17 protein-coding genes, 1 pseudogene and 1 riboswitch are annotated in these 19,873 nt (G+C 71.0%); of the genes and pseudogenes, 6 read left to right on the top strand and 12 right to left on the bottom strand.

Translation table 11 applies throughout. The features are described 5' to 3' along the window. Window positions 1-156: 156 nt before the first annotated feature. The 3 genes and pseudogenes from CPH93_RS37010 to CPH93_RS29315 all read left to right on the top strand — a co-directional run bounded on the left by CPH93_RS37010 (window position 157) and on the right by CPH93_RS29315 (window position 4,046). Window positions 157-603: a helix-turn-helix domain-containing protein gene (locus tag CPH93_RS37010; RefSeq protein ID WP_231976983.1), complete on the top strand. Its 447-nt coding sequence runs from the start codon at window positions 157-159 to the stop codon at window positions 601-603. An 83-nt stretch (window positions 604-686) separates the two neighbouring features. Continuing rightward, window positions 687-1,951 (top strand): annotated as a pseudogene (locus CPH93_RS29320) (IS701 family transposase). Between the two features lie 1,084 nt (window positions 1,952-3,035). Then, complete coding sequence (locus CPH93_RS29315) at window positions 3,036-4,046, top strand: tyrosine-type recombinase/integrase (RefSeq protein WP_096214531.1); 1,011 nt, start codon at window positions 3,036-3,038, stop codon at window positions 4,044-4,046. On the opposite strand, the gene CPH93_RS29310 is transcribed toward CPH93_RS29315, so the two are convergent. Beyond that, the gene (locus tag CPH93_RS29310) at window positions 3,994-5,403 is read right to left on the bottom strand and encodes a peptidase C39 family protein (RefSeq protein WP_096214530.1); all 1,410 of its coding nucleotides are present in this window, start codon (window positions 5,401-5,403) and stop codon (window positions 3,994-3,996) included. The genes CPH93_RS29315 and CPH93_RS29310 overlap by 53 nt on opposite strands. Window positions 5,404-5,594: 191 nt before the next feature. Here CPH93_RS29310 and CPH93_RS29305 point away from each other — a divergent pair, with 191 nt between their 5' ends. Together CPH93_RS29305 and CPH93_RS29300 are read left to right on the top strand one after the other, a co-directional pair. After that, window positions 5,595-6,179, top strand: a complete 585-nt coding sequence (locus CPH93_RS29305) for a uridine kinase family protein (protein ID WP_096214529.1) — start codon at window positions 5,595-5,597, stop codon at window positions 6,177-6,179. Between the two features lie 471 nt (window positions 6,180-6,650). Continuing rightward, window positions 6,651-8,546 (top strand): AAA family ATPase, encoded by a 1,896-nt coding sequence (locus CPH93_RS29300; protein WP_096214528.1) that lies wholly within the window; start codon window positions 6,651-6,653, stop codon window positions 8,544-8,546. Between the two features lie 130 nt (window positions 8,547-8,676). Here the strand turns inward: CPH93_RS29300 and CPH93_RS29295 are convergent, their stop codons facing one another. The 10 genes from CPH93_RS29295 to ribD form a co-directional block, all read right to left on the bottom strand. Then, on the bottom strand, window positions 8,677-9,807 hold the full coding sequence (locus tag CPH93_RS29295; RefSeq protein WP_096214527.1) for a hemolysin family protein: 1,131 nt from the start codon (window positions 9,805-9,807) through the stop codon (window positions 8,677-8,679). Continuing rightward, entirely contained in the window at window positions 9,804-11,177 is a 1,374-nt protein-coding gene (locus CPH93_RS29290) for a hemolysin family protein (protein ID WP_093482180.1), read from the bottom strand. The genes CPH93_RS29295 and CPH93_RS29290 overlap by 4 nt, the downstream gene beginning before the upstream one ends. Before the next feature lie 174 nt (window positions 11,178-11,351). After that, entirely contained in the window at window positions 11,352-11,804 is a 453-nt protein-coding gene (locus tag CPH93_RS29285; RefSeq protein WP_093482181.1) for a PH domain-containing protein, read from the bottom strand. A gap of 33 nt (window positions 11,805-11,837) precedes the next feature. Continuing rightward, entirely contained in the window at window positions 11,838-12,686 is an 849-nt protein-coding gene (gene hisG / locus CPH93_RS29280; RefSeq protein ID WP_093482182.1) for an ATP phosphoribosyltransferase, read from the bottom strand. 51 nt (window positions 12,687-12,737) lie between these two features. Beyond that, on the bottom strand, window positions 12,738-13,010 hold the full coding sequence (locus CPH93_RS29275; RefSeq protein WP_006607416.1) for a phosphoribosyl-ATP diphosphatase: 273 nt from the start codon (window positions 13,008-13,010) through the stop codon (window positions 12,738-12,740). A gap of 82 nt (window positions 13,011-13,092) precedes the next feature. Further along, a complete protein-coding gene (ribH, locus tag CPH93_RS29270; protein WP_093482183.1) occupies window positions 13,093-13,578 on the bottom strand; it encodes a 6,7-dimethyl-8-ribityllumazine synthase in 486 nt (161 codons plus the stop codon). Window positions 13,579-13,630: 52 nt separating this feature from the next. Continuing rightward, window positions 13,631-14,962 carry a bifunctional 3,4-dihydroxy-2-butanone-4-phosphate synthase/GTP cyclohydrolase II gene (locus CPH93_RS29265; RefSeq protein WP_096214526.1) on the bottom strand — a complete coding sequence of 444 codons (1,332 nt, stop codon included), beginning with the start codon at window positions 14,960-14,962 and terminating at the stop codon, window positions 13,631-13,633. Continuing rightward, window positions 14,959-15,615, bottom strand: a complete 657-nt coding sequence (locus CPH93_RS29260) for a nicotinamide mononucleotide transporter family protein (RefSeq protein ID WP_006607419.1) — start codon at window positions 15,613-15,615, stop codon at window positions 14,959-14,961. The genes CPH93_RS29265 and CPH93_RS29260 overlap by 4 nt, the downstream gene beginning before the upstream one ends. Then, a complete protein-coding gene (locus CPH93_RS29255) occupies window positions 15,612-16,256 on the bottom strand; it encodes a riboflavin synthase (protein ID WP_096214525.1) in 645 nt (214 codons plus the stop codon). The genes CPH93_RS29260 and CPH93_RS29255 overlap by 4 nt, the downstream gene beginning before the upstream one ends. A 1-nt stretch (window position 16,257) precedes the next feature. Continuing rightward, a complete protein-coding gene (gene ribD, locus CPH93_RS29250; RefSeq protein WP_173909904.1) occupies window positions 16,258-17,385 on the bottom strand; it encodes a bifunctional diaminohydroxyphosphoribosylaminopyrimidine deaminase/5-amino-6-(5-phosphoribosylamino)uracil reductase RibD in 1,128 nt (375 codons plus the stop codon). Between the two features lie 150 nt (window positions 17,386-17,535). Further along, window positions 17,536-17,666, bottom strand: a riboswitch (FMN riboswitch). A 173-nt stretch (window positions 17,667-17,839) separates the two neighbouring features. Here ribD and CPH93_RS29245 point away from each other — a divergent pair. Beyond that, window positions 17,840-18,643, top strand: coding sequence for an SDR family oxidoreductase (locus CPH93_RS29245; RefSeq protein ID WP_096214524.1), 804 nt, complete (start codon window positions 17,840-17,842; stop codon window positions 18,641-18,643). Here the strand turns inward: CPH93_RS29245 and CPH93_RS29240 are convergent. Then, window positions 18,613-19,857 carry an ROK family transcriptional regulator gene (locus tag CPH93_RS29240; RefSeq protein WP_096214523.1) on the bottom strand — a complete coding sequence of 415 codons (1,245 nt, stop codon included), beginning with the start codon at window positions 19,855-19,857 and terminating at the stop codon, window positions 18,613-18,615. The two genes, CPH93_RS29245 and CPH93_RS29240, sit on opposite strands and share 31 nt — an antisense overlap. Window positions 19,858-19,873 lie beyond the last annotated feature (16 nt).

Below are 19,873 nucleotides of genomic sequence, written 5' to 3'. Positions count from 1 at the left end.
TGTAAGCGGATGTTGAAAAGTCACGTCGCTCGATGATGAGCGGCTTGGCCAAGCACCAGTGATACTCCGCGACACCGAACGCAGATGTGATGGGCCCCACCCCGGCGGAGTACTTGCCGGAGCCAAGGTTGATCACTCGGCGAGGAGACGATCACAGTGTCGAGACCGCGAACTACCGAGGTAGCTGCTGCGTGGGGCGGTCGCCGGTGTACCGCCTGCCGGTGCCGCTTAAGCCGGTATAACAGCGACACCGTCTGTTCCGTCTGTAACCGCAGTGGGACTGCGGCACAGCCAGCGTGTCCCTTCGTCCCGACCCAGGTCTGGACTTACGAGGACGTCAAAGACTCCTTAGTTCAGCGGGACTTCGGCAGGCTCTGCCAGCTCGTACGAGAACGCGGCCATCTCCGTCAGGAGGACATAGCGCTCCTGACGGGGCTGAGCCAGGCTTTCCTGTCGATGCTGGAGTCTGGACAGCGGCGGCTCACGAACATCGATCGCATCATCGTGCTTCTGGACGGCTTGAACGCACCCGCTGATCTCACAGGCCCGATGCTCCGTCCTGTCCCCCTCGCGCCGGCTCCACCGTGCCAAGCGGTGTCCTGACCCGGCCGCGGACACTAGTAGGGCTTGGTCATGTGCGGTCCTTGATGGCGTGTCTTCTTGATCGATCGTGTCGTTGATCGTGTGTGCTGAGTGGGGAGTTGGCTGCGGTCCGGTGTGATCTGGAGGACTTCGCGGCGGAGATGTTCGAGCCGTTCGCGCGGGCGGATCAGCGACGGTGGGGCGGGGTCTATCTGCAGGGCCTGCTGCTGGACGGCAGGCGCAAGTCGGTGGAGCCGATGGCCGCCCGCCTGGGCGAGGACGGGAACCGGCAGGCCCTGGCCCACTTCGTCACCTCCAGCCCGTGGGATGCGGCGCATGTGCGGGCCCGTCTGGCCTGGCGTATGCAGCCGGTCGTCAAACCCACCGCGTTGATCATCGATGACACCGGGTTCCTCAAGGACGGGGACGCGTCCGCGTGCGTGACCAGGCAGTACACCGGCACCGCGGGCAAGGTCACCAACTGCCAGGCCGGGGTCTCGCTGCATCTGGCTTCCAACGGCGCCTCGGCGGCGGTGAACTGGCGTCTGTTCCTGCCCGGGAGCTGGGATCCCGCCTCGTCGAAGGCCGATCCGGCCAAGGTGGCCCGCCGCGACAAGTGCGCTATCCCCGCCCAGGTGGGTCATGTCGAGAAGGGCAGCTGGCCCTCGACATGATCGACGAGACGCGGTCCTGGGGCATCGAGGTGCCCCAGGTCATCGCCGACGGCGGCTACGGGGACACCGCCGCCTTCCGGCTCGGTCTGGAAGAACGCGGTCTCGACTACGTGGTGGGCATCTCGACCACGACCACCGCGCAACCCGAGGACGCGCAGCCGTGCACCCCGGCCTTCCCCGACCGGGGCCGACGGCCGGTTCTTGCCTACCCCGAGCCGGCACAGAGGGTGAAGAGCCTGGTCATCGCGGCCGGCAAATCTTCCGCGCGGCCGGTGCAGTGGAGGCAGGGATCGCGGCCCGGCAGTGGCCGCAGCGGGCACAAGCGCATGTACTCGCGCTTCGTGGCCCTGCGGGTCCGGCCCGCCGGACGTGAGATCCGCAAGGCCACAGCCGCCACCGAGCTTCCGGTCCGCTGGCTGCTGGCCGAATGGCCCGCCAACCAGGACGAGCCCGTGCAGTTTTGGCTCTCCAACCTGCCTGAGACCACCCCGTTGCCCGTCCTCGTGCGCACCGCGAAGCTCCGCTGGCGCATCGAGAACGACTACCGCGAGATGAAGCAGGCCCTGGGCCTGGCCCACTTCGAAGGCCGAACCTGGCCAGGCTGGCACCACCACGTCACCCTCGTCTCGGTCGCGCATGCCTTCTGCACCCTTCAGCGACTGAGCCGATCCCCAAAAGAGACGGCGTCGGCCTGAGCCTCTACCGAGTCGTTCGCGAGCTGCAGATACTCCTCGTGATCTGGACCGGCGCCTGTCCCACCTGTCACCGCGACATGCCAGAACCCGCACCAACATGACCAAGCCCTACTAGGTCGCGGCATGGCACCCACAAAACTCTGCAGGCATACCCACCCCATGGAAATGTTCGCCTCCGCGAGCCCCGCACTCCGCGTCCGGGCGTCTCCGCGAACGCGGAGGTGTTCCCTGTCAGCGACGTTGGTGATGGTGGTCGGGTCCGCTCCGCACAGGCGGAGATCACGCCGACAGACCTATCCACCCCGCTCCCAACGGTGCAGCGCCTGGTGCGGTACGCAACTACATCATCAGCGCGGGTACTCAAACTCCGATGACTGTACGCCTCTGGGATCTTTCAGGGACTTTCAGCTCTGTCAGGGGGACTTTCGAGGGACGTTCGGCCGCGTAAGGCAGCAAGCGCTTGAAAAGTCAGAAAGGCCTCCGACGCAGGTCAGAGGCCCTTTCCAAGGCAAAGCCCCAGGTAGGGGGGACGAGTCGGCCTGTACGCCGGGTACAGCTCGACCCCAGACATCTGCGGCACCCTCAGGTCTTTTCACAAGCCAGCCACGTCGTCGGTTGGCCCGGCCGGACATGGGAAGCCGAGCATTGCTCGCGCCGACCGCGAACTTCTCTTCAGGTGCCCGCCTATGACACCACGTGATCATTACGCTTCTTTCTGTGCAATACCCGTCCGCCACACCACTACCGCCCAACCCTGCGGCCGCATCGACGCTGCAGAGCGCTTCGACGGCACGCTTCGGCGCCCCATCGTCAATGACCCAACTCAAGACCCTCCCCCAAGTGGCCGCGTAGCCAAATCATCAATCTGAGGCCTCATTTGGCGCGGCCGGAATTCCGAGCTACAACAGCACACTCTGGCGGGTAGACCCGTCGATGACGCTCGGACGGATTGGCGCGGGATTTGGCGACGGTAGTAGACAAAGGCGTTGGGGCGCCCGGTAAGCGATGGCTCGTACGGTACCGGGAGCCCGGTGGGCGTAGCGCTCGGCAGCGTGAGAAGTCTTTCGACCGCAAGAAGGACGCGGTGGACTTCGCCACCAAGATGGAGAACGACAAGCGGGAGAACAGCTACGTCGATCCTTCTGCCGGCAAGGTGTCGGTGCGGCGCTATGCGGCCGACTGGCTCGCTCTGAAGCCCATGGCGGCCGGCACGGAGGAGTCCTACGAGCGCATCATGCGTCTACACGTCGTCCCGCAGCTGGGGAAGAAGACCATCTCCCAGGTCACCGCGGCCGACGTGGAGGAGCTGTACGCGCTCTGGCGCCGGCAGGGCGCGATGCCCAACACGATAGATTCCCGCCGCATTGCTCTGTCAGGGATGTTCTCTCACGCGGTTCGCCACAAGAGGATCCGTGAGAATCCGGTCAAGCAGGCCGAGAAGCCTGCCAACCCCCTCATGCAAGTGGATGAGAGGGCGCTTCCCAGCTTCGATGAGATCGCAGCCTTGGCAAAAGAGATCGGTCCACGCCTGGAGCCTGCTGTGTGGCTCATGGCGTGCTGCGGATTGCGTATCGGAGAGTCGCTGGGAGTCTTTCCAGAGGACATCGTCGGCAGCACGTTGCGCTGCCGGCGGCAAGTTGTGCGTATCAAGAATTCCTCAGGTAAGTACGTTGCCCTCTACGCCCCCTTGAAGCATCGAAAAGAGGGCGAATGGCGCGATATACCGGCACCCGCCACCCTGGAGCCGCTTGCCGAACGGCTGCCCATTCGGAATCAGGCCGGAGGCATGATCTACCCCGACCTTTTCCGTAAGTCCTGGGACCGGGCGCTGAAACGCCTCGGGCTTCCCGACTACAACCCGCACGACCTCCGACACAAATGGGCCACCGTGACCCTGAGCAACGGTGTACCCATCCACGAGGTGTCGCGCTGGATGGGGCACAGCTCCATCAAGATCACGGTGGACCGGTACGGCCACCTCACTCTCGACGGCAGCGAGCGCTGCCGTCAGGTCATCGAGGCCACCTTCGGGGTGCACATGCTCAGCGGATTCCCAGCTCCGCGAGTACCCGGTGCTGAGTTGGTGCTGGCTTAGCCGGGAAGTACAGGTAACAAACCCCACCCGACCCACTCTTGACCTGACCCTTAGCATCACGCCGCTTCGTCCGCAGCCAAATGTTCTCGAACTGCCGGCGCTTGTAAACATGCCGGACCGCCGCATTGTCAGGCGAGGCCGGATCGTTGGCGATGATGTCGCCGTCCCCGGTGAAGCCGATGACGGTCATCAGATGGCCGGCGGTGCCGTAGCCCGCGCCGTCCAGTTCGGTCTTGAGGAAGGACTGGGAGGTGATGACGGGGATGCCGGCGTGGATGAGGCGTTCGGCGTCCGTGAGGGAGGTGAGGCGGGTGACGACGCTCTGGAGGTTTCGGTAGGTGGCGGCGTAGGCGGCGTTGAAGGGCCAGTTGCCGCAGCCGTCGTACTGGTAGTCGAAGGTGTAGCGGGCGGCGTGGCAGACCTGGGGGTCGGCGTAGTCGGGGTTGACCCAGGACAGTTGTTGCTGGCTCGGTCGCCGGCCCCAGTATTCGATGATCATCTGGGACGAGGTCGGGCTGCACCAGGCCTCTCCCCCGTTGTCGTACTCCGGGTACTGGCCCTTGTGGATCTCTTGCGAATAGCGCGGGACCACCAGCTCGCGGCCGGTCCGGCCGGGCGCGGACGCCGGCACCTCGAATCGGTCGGGGAGGTCCGAACCCATCGCGCCCAGCCGCCACACCGTGGGGGTGAGCCGGGTGCCGGGCTTGCGGTACAGGGTGACGCGGAGTTCGTACGAGGCCAGCCGCAGGCCGCTCGCGGGGGTGTCGATGGCGAAGGTGTCGGTGGAGATGCTGCTCCTGCCGTCCTTCTGGCCGTCGACGGAGGTGCGCCGGATGTCGGCGTCACTGTCGCCGGAGGTCCAGCGGCCCATGACGTACCAGGGGGTGCGGCCGCCGTCGGTGTAGCCGCCGCGCAGCTCGACCGCGATCCATGTGCCGGGTGGGGTGTGTGCGTTCCAGGAGGCGACGGCCTCGGTGGCCGGGGCCGTGAGGGTGTGCACCGGGGAGGTCCAGGTGGCGTACTCCCAGGCGGCGGTCTTTCCGGTGTGCGGATCCTTGTAGTCGACGGTGCCGGCCGGGTGCACGAGGCGGATGCCGGGGCGGGCCCCGTGCGCGAGGCCGGTGCCCCGGGCGTGGCCCCTGGCCCAGTCGGCTGCGGTGGTCCAGGCGTGATAGTCCACGAGGCTCTTCGATCGGGGCGCGAAGGCGTCCGGGGCGGTGGGCGCGGCGGCCGGGGCCGTCGTCCCCGCGGCGGACGTGCGGGACGCGTCGGCGGCCTGCGCCGAGGGGGTGGCGGCGCCCGCCGCGGCGGCGAGCGCGGCGGCCAGGACGGTGCGCCGGGGCGCGGAGCTGGTCATGGTGGAGGTCCCCCAGTCGGATGCATACGAGTGGGTACGGAGGGTCGGGTCGGGCCCGGGCGGAGCGGCAGTGGCTCAACTATTGCCGTTGCGAGCCTGCTTCGGAAGGCGGTGCGGGGCGCGTCGCGGCAGGAATATTGGTGTGGACCACTGACGCAAGGTGGCGCGGGCCCGACGCGTACGCTGGCGCGATGGATCATGATCTGGCTTCGCTCGCCGCCCGGCTGCACGCCCTGCCGCCTTCCTGCGGGCCGGTGCGGCTGATCGCGGTGGACGGGCACGCGGGGTCGGGCAAGAGCACCTTCGCCGCGGACCTGGCCGAGGCGCTCGGCGGGGCGCCCGTGGTGCACACCGACGACCTCGCCACCCATGAGGAGCTGTTCGGGTGGAGCGACCGCTTCCACGCACAGGTCCTGGACCCGCTCTCCCGGGGTGAGACGGCGCGGTACGGCGTCTACGACTGGGTGCGCGGGGAGTTCGCCGGACAGCGGGACCTGGCACCCGCGCCACTGGTGCTGGTCGAAGGCGTGGGCGCGGGCCGGCGGGCGCTGCGGCCGTATCTGGCGTGTCTGCTGTGGATGGAACTGGCGAGCGAACACTCCTGGGAAAGGGGTCAACTCCGCGACGGGCCGGGGCTCTCCACGTTCTGGAGTGGCTGGATTTCGGCGGAGCGCGCGCACTTCGCAGCGGATCCGTCCCGTCCGTATGCGGATTTCCTGGTGCATCAGGGGGAGATGGGGTACGAGGTACTCGTGGGACCGTCCGCGGCGCCATGACCGCCCCCGCATTTAACGCTCCGTGACGGACAACGGCCGACGCGCCCGGCGATGCCGACAGGGTCCCGCCGAGTGCCTCAACTCGGCTTGACCTGGGGGGCGTACAGGACTTACGTTCTCAATGTGCGGTTCTACGGACCGCCCGCAGATGCGAAGCCCCCGGTTGTTCCCCCGTGATCGGGGGCTTCGTTCTGCCCAAACCCCCTCTTGCCGCCCGCTGGGCGCCGTTCCCCCCTCACCCTGGGTCACCGCATTCTTCTCGCCGTCGTGGCGTACCCAACGGTCAGTTTTCGCCCCGGCCGCCCTCTACGGCCTGCACCGATCCCGCAGGTACCATGCGAGTCCGGGCCGCCGCAGGCCAGGGACCGAGGTGTGCGCGGTGACGGTCAACTCCCGTTCCCCGCACTCCAGTTCGACACCGCGGCCCGCACTCGCCCGGCGGCACGGGGGAACGTTTTGTGGGGGGACGGGATGGATGTCGGCACTCAGGGTTCGCCCGCCCCGGCCGAGCTCGCATGGCTGCGGGCGGTCGACGCCTACACAGTGGGCGCGTATCCGCAGGCGGAGGAGGAGTTCCGGGCCGCGGTACGGCTCGATCCCTCGATGGCCGACGCCTGGCTCGGGCTGCACGCGCTGCGCGCCGACACCTCCATCGCCCTGCTGCGGATGCACCGGCACCGCGACCGCTTCGGCGAGATGCGCGCCCGGCACCGACGCACCCTCAACTCCTGGTACTGGCTGGGCTGGTGGGTGCAGCCGGTGCTGGAGACCGGCCGTGATCTGCTGCTCGCGCACGCCTCCCACTGGCTCGACGGCCGGCATGTCGCGGAGCTCGACCAGGCCCTGGCCGGCTGTCCGCCCGTCGACACCGACCCCCAGGTGCGCTTTCTGCACGCCTGCCGCGCCTACCTCGTCAAGGACTGGGACCAGCTCGTACGCCACACCGAGCCGCTGCTCGGCGACCCGGTGCTGGGCATCGAGGCGGGGCTGTTCGGCGGGATGGCGCGGGTGCGGCTGGAGATGTACGGGCAGGCCGAGCCGTTGTTGTCCGCCGCGCTGATGCGCTGCCGCAGCGAGCAGCCGCAGCGCAAGGAGCTGCGGTACTGGCTCGCCCGCGCCCACGAGGGCACCGGCCGCAGCGCCGCAGCGCTCCCCCTCTACCGTGCGGTGCACCGCGTCGACCCGGCGTTCATGGACACCGCGGCGCGGCTCGCCGCCATCGCCGAGGGCGACGGGCTGGACGAGGGCTCGGATCTCGCGACGGTCCCCGTGTCCGGCCTCGGCCAGGAGGCCGGCGGCGATCCTGATCCGATGGCGCCGCTCGACCCCGTCGACGGCCGTGAACTGCTGGTGACCGGTGAGGCGGACGTACCGGACGGCGAGGTGGGCGGCGCGCCGGCCGGGGGCGGGGCCGCGGCCCGGGCCAAGACGACGGCGCCGGTGCCGCGTGGCGCCGAACGGCTGCCCGCCGGGCCCGCCGACCCGGTGCTGCTGGAGAAGGCGCTGGCGGAGCTGGAGCGGATGGTCGGCATGGAGCCGGTCAAACGGCAGGTGCGGGCGCTGTCGGCGCAGCTGCGGATGGCGCGGCTGCGGGCGAGCCAGGGGCTGCCGGTGCAGCCGCCGAAACGGCACTTCGTCTTCTCCGGCCCGTCCGGCACCGGCAAGACGACCGTGGCCCGGATACTCGGGCGGGTCTTCTACGCGCTGGGGCTGCTCGGCGGCGATCACCTCGTGGAGGCCCAACGGTCCGATCTGGTCGGCGAGTTCCTGGGCCAGACCGCGGTGAAGGCCAATGAGCTGATCGACTCGGCGCTGGGCGGGGTGCTGTTCGTCGACGAGGCGTACAGCCTGTCCAACTCCGGCTACAGCAAGGGCGACGCCTACGGCGACGAGGCACTTCAGGTGCTGCTCAAGCGCGCCGAGGACAACCGCGACCGGCTCGTCGTCATCCTGGCGGGCTATCCCGAGGGCATGGACCGGCTGCTGGCCGCCAATCCGGGGCTGTCCTCCCGCTTCACCAGCCGGGTCGACTTCCCCAGCTACCGGCCGCTGGAGCTGACCGCCATCGGCGAGGTGCTGGCCGCGGAGAACGGCGACCGCTGGGACGAGGAGGCCCGCGACGAGCTGTGCAGCATCAGCGGCCATGTCGTCGACCAGGGCTGGATCGACGAGCTGGGCAACGGCCGCTTTCTGCGCACCCTGTACGAGAAGAGCTGCGCCTACCGCGATCTGCGGCTGTCCCAGTGGCGCGGCTCCCCGAACCGCGACGACCTGGCCACCCTGCGGCTGCCCGATCTGATGCAGGCGTACGGGGAGGTGCTCTCGGGCCGCGGTCCCGAGTCGCCGGGGCGGCGACCGGAATTCTGACCGGGGCGGACGGCCGGAATTCTGACGGTCGCCGGGCCGCAGCGCCGTCCAGGTCGGCCGGCGTCCCTCGGCTCCTGTCACGACGCGGTGTCCCGGCCGGTGTCGGACACCGGCCGGGACACCGCAGAGCTCAGCCCGCCAGCGCCCGGTTCCCGGCCGGCAGCGACGCCTCCTCGCGGGGTTCGGTGACCCGCTCCCCCGCGCCCCGCCGTCCGGCACGCGCGGCCGGGGCCCGGCGGTGGGCCGGGTCGCGGACCTCGCCGACCAGCATTTCCAGCACGTCCTCCAGCGCGACCAGGCCGAGCACCCGGCCGGTCGCATCGGCGACCGCCGCCAGATGGGAGGCGGCCCGGCGCATCGCGGTCAGCGCGTCGTCCAGGGGCAGCTCGGCGCGGAGCGTGGTCATCGGGTGCCAGATGCGCTGAGGCACCGCGCGGTCCCGTTCCTCCAGGTCGAGGACGTCCTTGACGTGCAGATAGCCCATGTACGCGCCGCCGGCCGCACACACCGGGAAGCGGGAGTAGCCGGTCCGTACGGTCAGCTCCTCCACCTGACGGGGGGTCACGGTCGGTTCGACGGTGACCAGGGCCGCCCGGTCGAGGAGGACGTCCGTGACGGGGCGGCTGCCGAGCTCCAGGACGTCGGAGAGCTGCTCCTGCTCCGCCGGGTCGAGCAGGCCCGCCTGGCCCGAGTCCTCCACGAGGTGGGTCAGCTGCTCGCTGGTGAAGACCGCCTCGACCTCGTCCTTCGGCTCCACCCGGAAGAGCCGCAGCACCCCTCGGGCGCAGGCGCCGAGGAACGCGGTGACCGGGCGGCACAGCCGGGCGAAGGCGACGAGCCCCGGGCTGAACCACAGGGCGGTCCGCTCGGGCGCCGCCATCGCGAGGTTCTTGGGGACCATCTCGCCGATGACCAGGTGGAGGAAGACCACCAGGGCGAGGGCGATGACATAGCCGAGCGGGTGGACCAGCGCCGCCGGGAGACGGACCGCCTCGAAGAGCGGCTCCAGGAGATGGGCGACGGTCGGCTCGGCGACCGCGCCGAGCGTCAGGGAGCAGACGGTGATGCCGAACTGGGCGGCGGCCATCATCTGCGGAAGGTTCTCCAGGCCGTGCAGTACCTGCCGGGCACGGGTGGAGCCCTCGGTCGCCAGCGGTTCGATCTGGCTGCGGCGTACGGAGACCAGCGCGAATTCGGCGCCGACGAAGAAGCCGTTAGCGAGCACGAGCAGTATCGCGAAGAACAGCTGGGCCAGCATCATCGGGCCACCTCCGCGCCGACGATGACGGGCTCGCGGGGCGCCTCGGGGGCGGCCGGCAGCGTGACGGTCGCGGTCCGTACGATCCTTATCCGCTCGGCGCGGTGGTGCGACACCAGCCGCACCCGCAGCCGCCAGCCGTCGAGTTCCGCGGTATCGCCCGGGGCCGGGATCCGGCCGAGTATGTGCGCCACCAGTCCTGCCACCGTTTCGTACGGTCCTTCCGGGGCGTCCAGGCCGATCCGCCGCAGGGTGTCCACCCGGCAGCCGCCGTCGGCGTCCCAGGCGGGGCGGCCCTCCTCCGGCGGGGCCTGGCCGAGTTCGGGCAGGTCAACCCGGTCGTGCTCGTCGCGGACCTCGCCGACGAGCTCCTCGATGATGTCCTCCAGGGTGACCACGCCGGCCGTGCCGCCGTACTCGTCGACGACCACCGCGATCGGCTGTTCGCTGCGCAGCCGCTCCAGCAGCGGCTGCACCGGGAGCGTCTCGGGCACCAGCAGCGGCGGCACCGCGATCCGGCCGGCCGGTATGCGCAGCCGGTCGTGCGCCGGGACGGCCAGGGCGTCCTTGAGGTGCACCATGCCGACGACCTCGTCGAGGCGGGTGCGGTAGACGGGGAAGCGGGAGAGTCCGGTGGCGCGGGTGAGGTTCACCACGTCCTCGGCGGTCGCGGACGCCTGGAGGGCACTCACCCGTACCCGGGGCGTCATGACGTTCTCCGCCGTCAGATCGCCCAGCGAGAGGGTGCGGACGAACAGATCCGCGGTGTCCTGCTCGATCGCGCCGGCGCGGGCGGAGTGCCGGGCGAGGGAGACCAGTTCGCCGGGGGTGCGGGCGGAGGCCAGCTCGTCGGTCGGCTCCACGCCCAGGGCGCGCACCAGGCGGTTGGCGACCGTGTTCAGCAGTGTGATCACCGGGCGGAAGAAGCGGGAGAAGGCCCGCTGCGGACCGGCGACGACCCGGGCGACGGGCAGCGGCTTGGAGACCGCCCAGTTCTTGGGCACCAGCTCGCCGATGACCATCTGGACGGCGGACGCCAGCAGCATGCCGAGGACGACGGCGGTGCCGGGAACCGCGGCCTTCGGCAGGCCGGTGGCGAGCAGCGGCCCGGCCAGCAGCCGGGCCAGCGCGGGCTCGGCGAGCATACCGACCACCAAAGAGGTGATCGTGATGCCCAGTTGGGTGCCGGACAGCTGAAAGGAGAGTTCCCGCAGGGCGGCGACCACGGTGGGGGCGCGGCGGTCGCCGTCGGCCGCGGCGCGTTCGGCGTCCGCCTTCTCGACGGTGACGAGTCCGAACTCGGCGGCGACGAAGAAACCGTTGGCGAGGATCAGGACGAGGGCCGCGGCGAGCAGCAGCAGCGGGCCGGTCATGCCGCCTCCTCCGTGGTGTGCGGGGGTTGGGGAGGGGCGGCGCAGGTACTACAGGACGATCCGTCCATTGCCGGAGGGAGTCACTCCTCGGGTCGCATTGGGCCCACGAAGGGGCAGGGCGCAGGGTGCGCCCCGGAGAACAGAGTAAACAGCGGGACCCCGATTAGGGCAGGCTCACCCGGCCGTGTGGCCGACAGCACCGTGCTTCTCGGTGAGGTCGCGCAGCGCACGGGCGTCGCGGACGGCCTGCTCCCTGGCGATGCCCGGCTGGATGCCCATGGCGGGCAGGCTGGTGCCGTCGGCGAGGTCGAGATGGACCCAGGGGTCGCCGGCCCGGAGGTTGACCCGCAGGATCTCGGCCCAGGCCAGGTCGCGCTTGGTGGTGAGGTTGACGACCGTGACGCCCTCCTGCCGCGCCACCACCTTGGGGCGGCTGAGCAGCAGGAGGACGGCCAGCACCAGCAGTCCGGTGAGCACGAAGCTGAGCCGTTCGCCGCCGGTCAGCTTCGGCAGCGCCAGCGCGATCGCCGTGAGGGCGGCCAGCTGGGCGATGCCGACGGTGTACAGGACGGCCCGGGTACGGGTCGGCCGGAAGGTCACCGGGAGGCTGGGCAGGGGCGCGGACACGTCGTGGGTCTTCCTCTGATCAGTGACGGCGGGTCACAGCCGGCAGGCGTGGATGCCGGTGGTCAGGATCGCGCGGGCACCGAGGTCGTAGAGCTCGTCCATGATGCGCTGGGCGTCCTTGGACGGGACCATGGAGCGGACCGCGACCCAGCCCTCGTGGTGCAGCGGGGAGACGGTCGGCGACTCCAGGCCGGGGGTGAGGCCGACGGCCTTCTCGACGTGCTCGACGCGGATGTCGTAATCCATCATCACGTACCGGCGGGCCACCAGGACGCCCTGCATGCGGCGCAGGAACTGGCGCACCTTCGGGTCGTCGTCCGGTGCGCCGGTGCCGCGGATGACCACGGCCTCGGACTCCAGGATCGGGTCGCCGATGATCTCCAGGCCAGCGTTGCGCAGGGTGGTGCCGGTCTCCACGACATCCGCGATGATCTCGGCGACGCCGAGCTGGATGGCGGTCTCCACGGCGCCGTCGAGGTGGACGACGGAGGCGTCCACGCCGTTGTCGGCGAGGTGCTGGCGGACCAGACCGGAGAACGAGGTGGCGATGGTCATGCCGCCGAACTCGGAGACGTCCTTGGCGGTACCCGGGCGGGTGGCGTAGCGGAACGTCGACCCGGCGAAGCCGAGCTGGAGGATCTCCTCGGCCGGCGAGCCGGAGTCCAGCAGCAGGTCACGGCCGGTGATGCCGATGTCGAGCTTGCCGGAGCCGACGTAGACGGCGATGTCCCGCGGCCGCAGGAAGAAGAACTCGACCTCGTTCTCGGCGTCGACCAGGACCAGCTCCCTGCGGTCCTTGCGCTGGCGGTAGCCGGCCTCATGGAGCATCGCCGACGCAGGCTCGGACAGTGAACCCTTGTTGGGGACAGCGATGCGCAGCATGAGAGCGATTTCCTTTGCAGCTAAGGGTGTTGGGTGAAGCGGGGAGCTGGATCAGAGGTGGGCGTAGACGTCGTCGAGGGAGATGCCCCTGGCGACCATCATGACCTGGAGGTGGTAGAGGAGCTGGGAGATCTCCTCGGCGGCGGCCTCGTCGGATTCGTACTCGGCGGCCATCCACACCTCGGCGGCCTCCTCGACGACCTTCTTGCCGATCGTATGGACACCGGCCTGCACCAGCTCGGCGGTACGGGAAGTGGCGGGGTCGCCCGTGGCGGCCTTCTGCTGGAGCTCGGCGAAGAGCTCCTCGAACGTCTTCTTGGACATGATGGTGACTACCCTACGCGGTGATGTCACAGCGGCGCGCAGCGCCTCGGCTGAAGGGTGGCGGTGGGAGACGGGCAGGCCTTCAGTGCCAGGGCTCGGATACCGAGCGGAGGGTGACGGCGGTGGCAACGGCGGCGGTGACCGCCTCGTGGCCCTTGTCCTCGTTCGAGCCCTCAAGGCCCGCGCGGTCCACCGCCTGCTCCTCGTTGTCGCAGGTCAGCACGCCGAAGCCGACGGGAACGCCGGTGTCGACGCTGACCTGGGTCAGGCCCTGGGTGACGCCCTGGCAGACGTAGTCGAAGTGCGGAGTGCCGCCGCGGATCACCACGCCGAGGGCGACCACCGCGTCATAGCCGCGGCCCGCCAGGACCTTGGCGGCGACCGGCAGCTCGAAGGTCCCGGGGACCCGCAGCAGCGTCGGCTCGCTGATACCCAGATCGTTCAGCGCCCGCAGCGCGCCGTCGACGAGCCCGTCCATCACCTGCTCGTGCCATTGCGCGGCGATGACGGCCACCCGCAGGTCGCCACAGTTCTTCACGGTCAGTTCGGGTGCGCCCTTGCCGCTCACGGTTCTCCTCGTACGGGTGATGGTGGTGGTGGATTGGACCGTCGGTCCGGGGTTACTGGTTGTCGCAGGTGGTCGCGCCACCAGGGGGCGCGGTGTCGGCTGCTCCGGTGGAGCCGGCGCTTGCACCGGGCAGCCACGGCAGGTCGTGGCCCATGCGGTCCCGCTTGGTGCGCAGATACCGCAGGTTGTGCTCACCGGCCTTGACCGGCATCGGCTCGCGGCCGTGGACGGTCAGGCCGTGCCGCACCAGGGCGGCGGTCTTGTCGGGGTTGTTGGTCATCAGGCGCAGCGAGCGCACCCCGAGGTCCTGGAGCATCTGCGCGCCCGCGGCGTAGTCGCGGGAGTCGGCGGGCAGCCCCAGTTCGAGGTTGGCGTCGAGGGTGTCGCGGCCGCGCTCCTGGAGTTCGTAGGCGCGCAGCTTGGACAGCAGCCCGATGCCTCGTCCCTCGTGGCCGCGCAGGTAGATCACCACGCCGCGGCCGGCCTCGCTGACCCGCTGGAGCGAGGCCTCCAGCTGGGGGCCGCAGTCGCAGCGCAGCGAGTGGAAGACGTCGCCGGTCAGGCACTCGGAGTGGACCCGGACCAGGACGTCCTCGCCCTCGCCGAGATCGCCCGCGACCAGCGCGATGTGCTCGACGCCGTCGACGGTGGAACGGTAGCCGTGGGCGGTGAACTCACCGTGGGCGGTGGGCAGCCGGGTGGTGGCCTCGCGGCGGACGGTGGGCTCGGACGACTGCCGGTAGGCGATCAGGTCCTCGATGGAGATGATCGACAGACCGTGCTTGCGGGCGAACGGCACCAGCTCGGGCAGCCGCAGCATCGTGCCGTCCTCGCCGGCGATCTCCACGATGGCGGCGGCCGGGCGCAGACCGGCCAGCCGGGCGAGGTCGACGCCGGCCTCGGTGTGGCCGTTGCGGACCAGCACCCCGCCGGGCCGGGCGCGCAGCGGGAAGATGTGGCCGGGGCGGACGAAGTCGCCGGCGACGGACTCGCCGGCGGCCAGCAGCCGCAGGGTGGTGGCGCGGTCGGCGGCGGAGATGCCGGTGGTCACGCCGTGCGCGGCGGTGGCGTCGACGGAGACGGTGAAGGCGGTCCGCATCGACTCGGTGTTGTGCTCGACCATCTGCGGGAGCTCCAGCCGGTCCAGCTCCGGGCCCTCCATGGGGGCGCAGATCAGTCCGCGGCACTCGCTCATCATGAACGCGACGATCTCGGGGGTGGCCTTCTCCGCGGCGACGACGAGGTCGCCCTCGTTCTCGCGGTTCTCGTCGTCCACGACGACCACGGGGCGGCCGGCGGCGATATCGGCGATGGCCTGCTCGACGGGGTCGAGCGCCAGTGCCTCGGCGTCCTCGGTGTCGTACCAGCTCTGTAGTGCGGTCATGCCGCTGCTCCTTCCAGGACGGCGCGGTCGGCGGCGGCGCGCGAGCGCAGCCACCAGTCGCGCATGCCCCACACGACGAGGGCGAGATAGACGACGTAGACGAGGCCGGAGAAGGCGAGGCCGCTGCTGAAGGCGAGCGGGACGCCGACGACGTCGACCAGCAGCCAGGCGAACCAGAACTCGACCAGTCCGCGGGCCTGGGCGACCATCGCGGCGAGCGTGCCGACGAAGATGTACGCGTCCGGCCAGGGGTTCCAGGACAGCTGCGGGATCAGGGTGAACAGGGTGCCGACGGCCGCGGTGCCCAGGGCGGTGCCGGCGACCAGCAGCGCGCGCTCGCGGCGGCCGGCGAAGCGTACGGCGATGGAGCCGTCCTGCGCCTGCTGCCGGCCGCGCTGCCACTGCCGCCAGCCCCACAACGCCACCCCGATGACCAGGAGTTGCTTGCCGACGCCGCCGCTGAGATGGGCGGAGGCGTAGGCGGCGACGAGGATGGCGCCGGAGAGGAACTGGGCGGGCCAGGTCCAGATCGAGCGCCGCCAGCCGAGCGCCAGGGCGGCCAGACCGATGGTGTTGCCGATCATGTCCGACCAGATGACGTGCTGGCCGAAGGCGGTGAACGCCACGCCGTTCAGCGAGTCGAGGACGCTCACCGGTCCATCTCCTTGATCTCGTCGAGGTCCCGGAGGTCCGCGCCGGCCGCGGAGCCGCGGCCCAGCAGGCGCTCGACGTACTTGGCCAGGACGTCGACCTCCAGGTTGACGGGGTCGCCGGCCTTCTTGAGCCCCAAGGTGGTCAGGGCGAGGGTGGTGGGGATGAGGCTGATGGTGAAGTAGTCGTCCGCGGCGTCTACGACGGTCAGGCTCACGCCGTCGACGGTGATGGAGCCCTTCTCGACGACATAGCGGGACAGCGCGGCCGGCAGCGCGACCTTGACGATCTCCCAGTGGTCGCCGGGGATGCGCTCGACGAGGGTGCCGGTGCCGTCGACATGGCCCTGGACGAGGTGACCGCCGAGCCGTCCGCCGAGCGCCATGGGCCGCTCCAGGTTGACCCGCGAGCCGGCGGCCAGCGCGCCGAGGCTGGAGCGGTTCAGGGTCTCGGCCATCACATCGGCGGTGAATTCACCGTCGGCGGTCTCCACGACGGTCAGACAGACGCCGTTGACGGCGATCGAGTCGCCGTGCTTGGCGTCCTCGGTGACGAGGGGGCCGCGCAGTCGGAAGCGGGAGGCGTCACCGAGGTTCTCGATGGCGACGACCTCACCCAGCTCTTCGACAATTCCGGTGAACACGTCAGTTCTCCTCGTTCAGGGCGTGGCGGGCGGGCGTGGCGGTGATGCGCAGATCGGGTCCGAGCCGTTCGGTGTCGGTCACGTCGAGCCGCAACGCCTGGGCGATGGTGGTGATTCCGGCGTCGCCGAGGACGGCCGGTCCGGCGCCGAGCAGCACCGGTGCGAGATAGCCGACGACCTTGTCGACGACCTGCGCGGCGAGGAAGGCCCCGGCGAGCGTGGGCCCGCCTTCGAGCAGTACGGAGCGCACCTCGCGGTCGTACAGGGCCTGGAGCAGTGCGGGGATGTGCAGTCCGCGGCCGTCGGCGGCGCGCGGCAGCCGGACGAGCGGGGCGAGACCGTCGAGGTGGCTCGCGTCGGCGTCCTCGGCGACTGCGATGAGGGTGGGGGCGGTGCCGTCCAGGACGCGGGCGCCGGCCTTGACGGCGGTGGCGCCGGAGTCGACGACGACCCGCAGCGGCTGGCTGAACTCGTCGTCGGCCAGCCCGCCGATCCGCGCGCCGAGCTGCGGGTCGTCGGCGCGGGCGGTGCCGGAGCCGACGATCACGGCGTCCGCGGCGGCCCGCAGCCGGTGCACATCGGCGCGCGACTCGGGCGAGGTGATCCAGCGGCTGGTGCCGTCCGCGGCGGCGACCCGGCCGTCGAGGGTGGCGGCGTACTTCCACAGCACGAAGGGGCGGCGGCGCAGGACCGAGGTCAGCCAGGCCTCGTTGCCGGCGGCGGCCTCGTCGGCGAGCAGTCCGCCCTCGACGTCGACGCCGGCCGCGGCCAGGGTGAGGGCGCCGCCGGTGGCGCTCGGGTCGGGGTCGGCGACGGCGTAGACGACGCGGGCGATCCCGGCGTCGATCAGCGCTTGGGCGCAGGGGCCGGTGCGGCCGGTGTGGTTGCAGGGTTCGAGGGTGACCAGTGCGGTGCCACCCCGGGCCCGCTCGCCCGCGGCGCGCAGTGCGTGGATCTCGGCGTGCGGCCCGCCGGCCCGCTGGTGCCAGCCCTCGCCGACGGTGCGACCCCGGGAGTCCAGGACGACACAGCCCACCACGGGGTTGGGGCTGGTGTGCCCGAGACCGCGCGCGGCGAGCTCAATGGCCCGGCGCATCGCCGCGGTCTCAACGGGGGCTGGGGTGGCCACCGGGTCCTCCTGCCTCTCAGGGCACGGACTCCGGGGCTGTCAGGACGACAGAAGCGGAAACGCGGCAACGGGGACACCGGGCCGGAATAGCAAGACCCGCCCGGAAACAACCGGACGCGCCGCCGACGGCGGTGTACCGAAGCTCGCCCGCCGCGCACTGCCTCCCATCCGGACTTTCACCGTCGGTGCAGGAATTTCACCTGCTCAACCGGCCGCTGGCTGCGGACGGGTCGCGGACTGTAACCGCCGGTTCGGAATTACACCGACCCCGGAGTGCGCTGCTGCTCTTATGTCAGTACGGCTTCAGTTTGCCACGGCCGATCGTCGCCCATGCGGGCGAAGCCCTGTGGGCTGCCTCACAACGCTCGGCGCGCCGCCTGTCACAGAACGCAGCCGTGTTCCGTCATAACGGGACAGCAGACGTCCCCCTCTCTCCTTCAAGGACTGATCCGCAATGGCGACAATTCTGGTGACCGGCGGCACCGGCACACTCGGGCGGGCCCTGGTCGACCGGCTGCTCGACGACGGTCATGACGTCCGGTCACTGAGCAGACGGCCGCACACCGGCACGGGGCGGCCGCGGCTGCGGTCGTACGCGGTCGATCTGCGCGACGGAACGGGGCTGGCCGAGGCGGTGGCGGGTGCGGACGCGATCGTGCACTGCGCGTCGTCACCCACCGGCGGGGACACGGAGGCGGCGGGGCGGCTCGTCCAGGCGGCGAAGGCGGCGGGGATCAGGCATCTGGTGTACATCTCGATCGTCGGGGTGGACCGGATCCCGTTCGGCTACTACCGCACCAAGCTTGCCGTGGAGCGGCTGATCGAGGACTCCGGCATCGGCTGGACGGTGCTGCGGACGACGCAGTTCCACAATCTGGTGCTCGGGGTGATCAAGGCGGGCGCCCGGTCGCCGGTGCTGCCGGTGCCGACGGGCGTGCGGGTGCAGCCGGTCGAGGTGCACGAAGTCGCGGACCGGCTGGCCGAGTTGACGGCCGGACAACCGGCGGGCCGGGTCTCCGACATGGGCGGTCCGGAGGTGCTGGAGGCCCGGGACCTGGTGCGGACCACGCTGCGGGCGGGCGGGCGGCGCCGGCTGCTGGTGCCGCTGTGGCTGCCGGGCGCGGGGGGTGCGGCGCTGCGGCGTGGCGAGAACCTCACACCGCAACACGCCGACGGGCGGCGGACCTACGCCGAGTTCCTCGCGGCACGCACCGGCGGCGCGGCGGATCAGTCCGCGGGGGCGAACAGTTCGTCCTGAGCGGCTTCCCGCGCGGCGAGGACGGCGCCGTGCAGCACCGCCCGCCCGCCGACGGTCCCCGCCCGCACCTCGGTGCGCAGCGGGGAGAGCCGGGCCAGCTGCCCGGCGACCCGGTCGGCGAGCTCGTCGCCGCCACTCCGGCCGGTCTCGCCGCCGAGGACGACACACCCGGGGTCGAGCACGGCGCACACGGCCGCCACGCCGAGCGCGATCCGGGCGGCCAGCGCATCGAGGAAGGCGGCACCGGCCCCGCCGGCGGCCAGGGCGGCCCGTACGAGGGCTTCGGCGGGCGGGGCATCGGTGCCGGCCGGAGGTTCGTCCGCCCGGTCCGGGCCGGCGCTCGCCGGGGCGAACAGGCCGTGCTCCGCGGCGAGTTCGCAGATCGCGGCGGAGCCGGCCAACGAGTGGAAGCCGCCGCTGCAGCCGCTCGCCGAGGGCAGGCTCCCGGTGCCGGGCACCGGCAGGAAGCCGATCTCGCCGGTGCCGCCCGAGGCGCCGCGCCGCAGCGTGCCGTCCAGGACCACCGCGGCGCCCGTGCCATGGCCGAGCCAGAGCAGCACGAAGGTGTCGCGTTCGCGGGCCGCACCGTCGCGCTGCTCCGCGATGGCGGCGAGATTGACCTCGTTCTCCAGCAGCACCGGCCCGGCCGTCCGTCGGCGCAGCTCCCCGACCAACGCGACATGCCAGGGCGGTATCCAGTCGGCGCCGCCGAACCGCCCGGTGGCGGGGTCGACCAGGCCCGGGGCGCCGACGGCGACGGTGTGCGGCCGGTGTGCGCCGGCCGCGGCGAGGGCCTGGTCCACGCCGCCGAGCGCGGTGGCAACGGCCGTACCGGGGGCGTCGTCCGGGCCGATGGGGACGGTGCGTTCGGCGCGTACCCGGCCGAGCAGGTCGGCGACCGCGACGGAGACGCTGTGGGTGCGCATATCGAGTCCGACGAGGTGGGCCCGGTCGGCGACGATCCCGTAGAGGCGGGCGTTGGGGCCGCGCCGCTGCGCACCGCTCTCGCCGACCACGGTGATCAGCCCGGCCTCCTGGAGGCGTTCGACGAGGTCCGCCACGGTCGGCCGGGACAACCCGGTCATCGTCTTCAGCTGACTCGCCGTCAAAGCACCCTCCTTCTGCAGGAGTTGCAGCGCGAGACGGTCGTTGATCCGCCGTGCTGTGGTCGGGGAGGCGGTGCGGCCGGTGACCGCCGTGCGGGAGGCAGGCATGGCGGGATTCTTTCAT

It is taken from the genome of Streptomyces sp. 2323.1, from assembly GCF_900221035.1.
GTDB classification, from domain to species: Bacteria; Actinomycetota; Actinomycetes; order Streptomycetales; family Streptomycetaceae; genus Streptomyces; species Streptomyces sioyaensis.
Note: the sequence above shows the minus strand (reverse complement) of the source record. Positions and strands in the feature narration are given on the sequence as shown.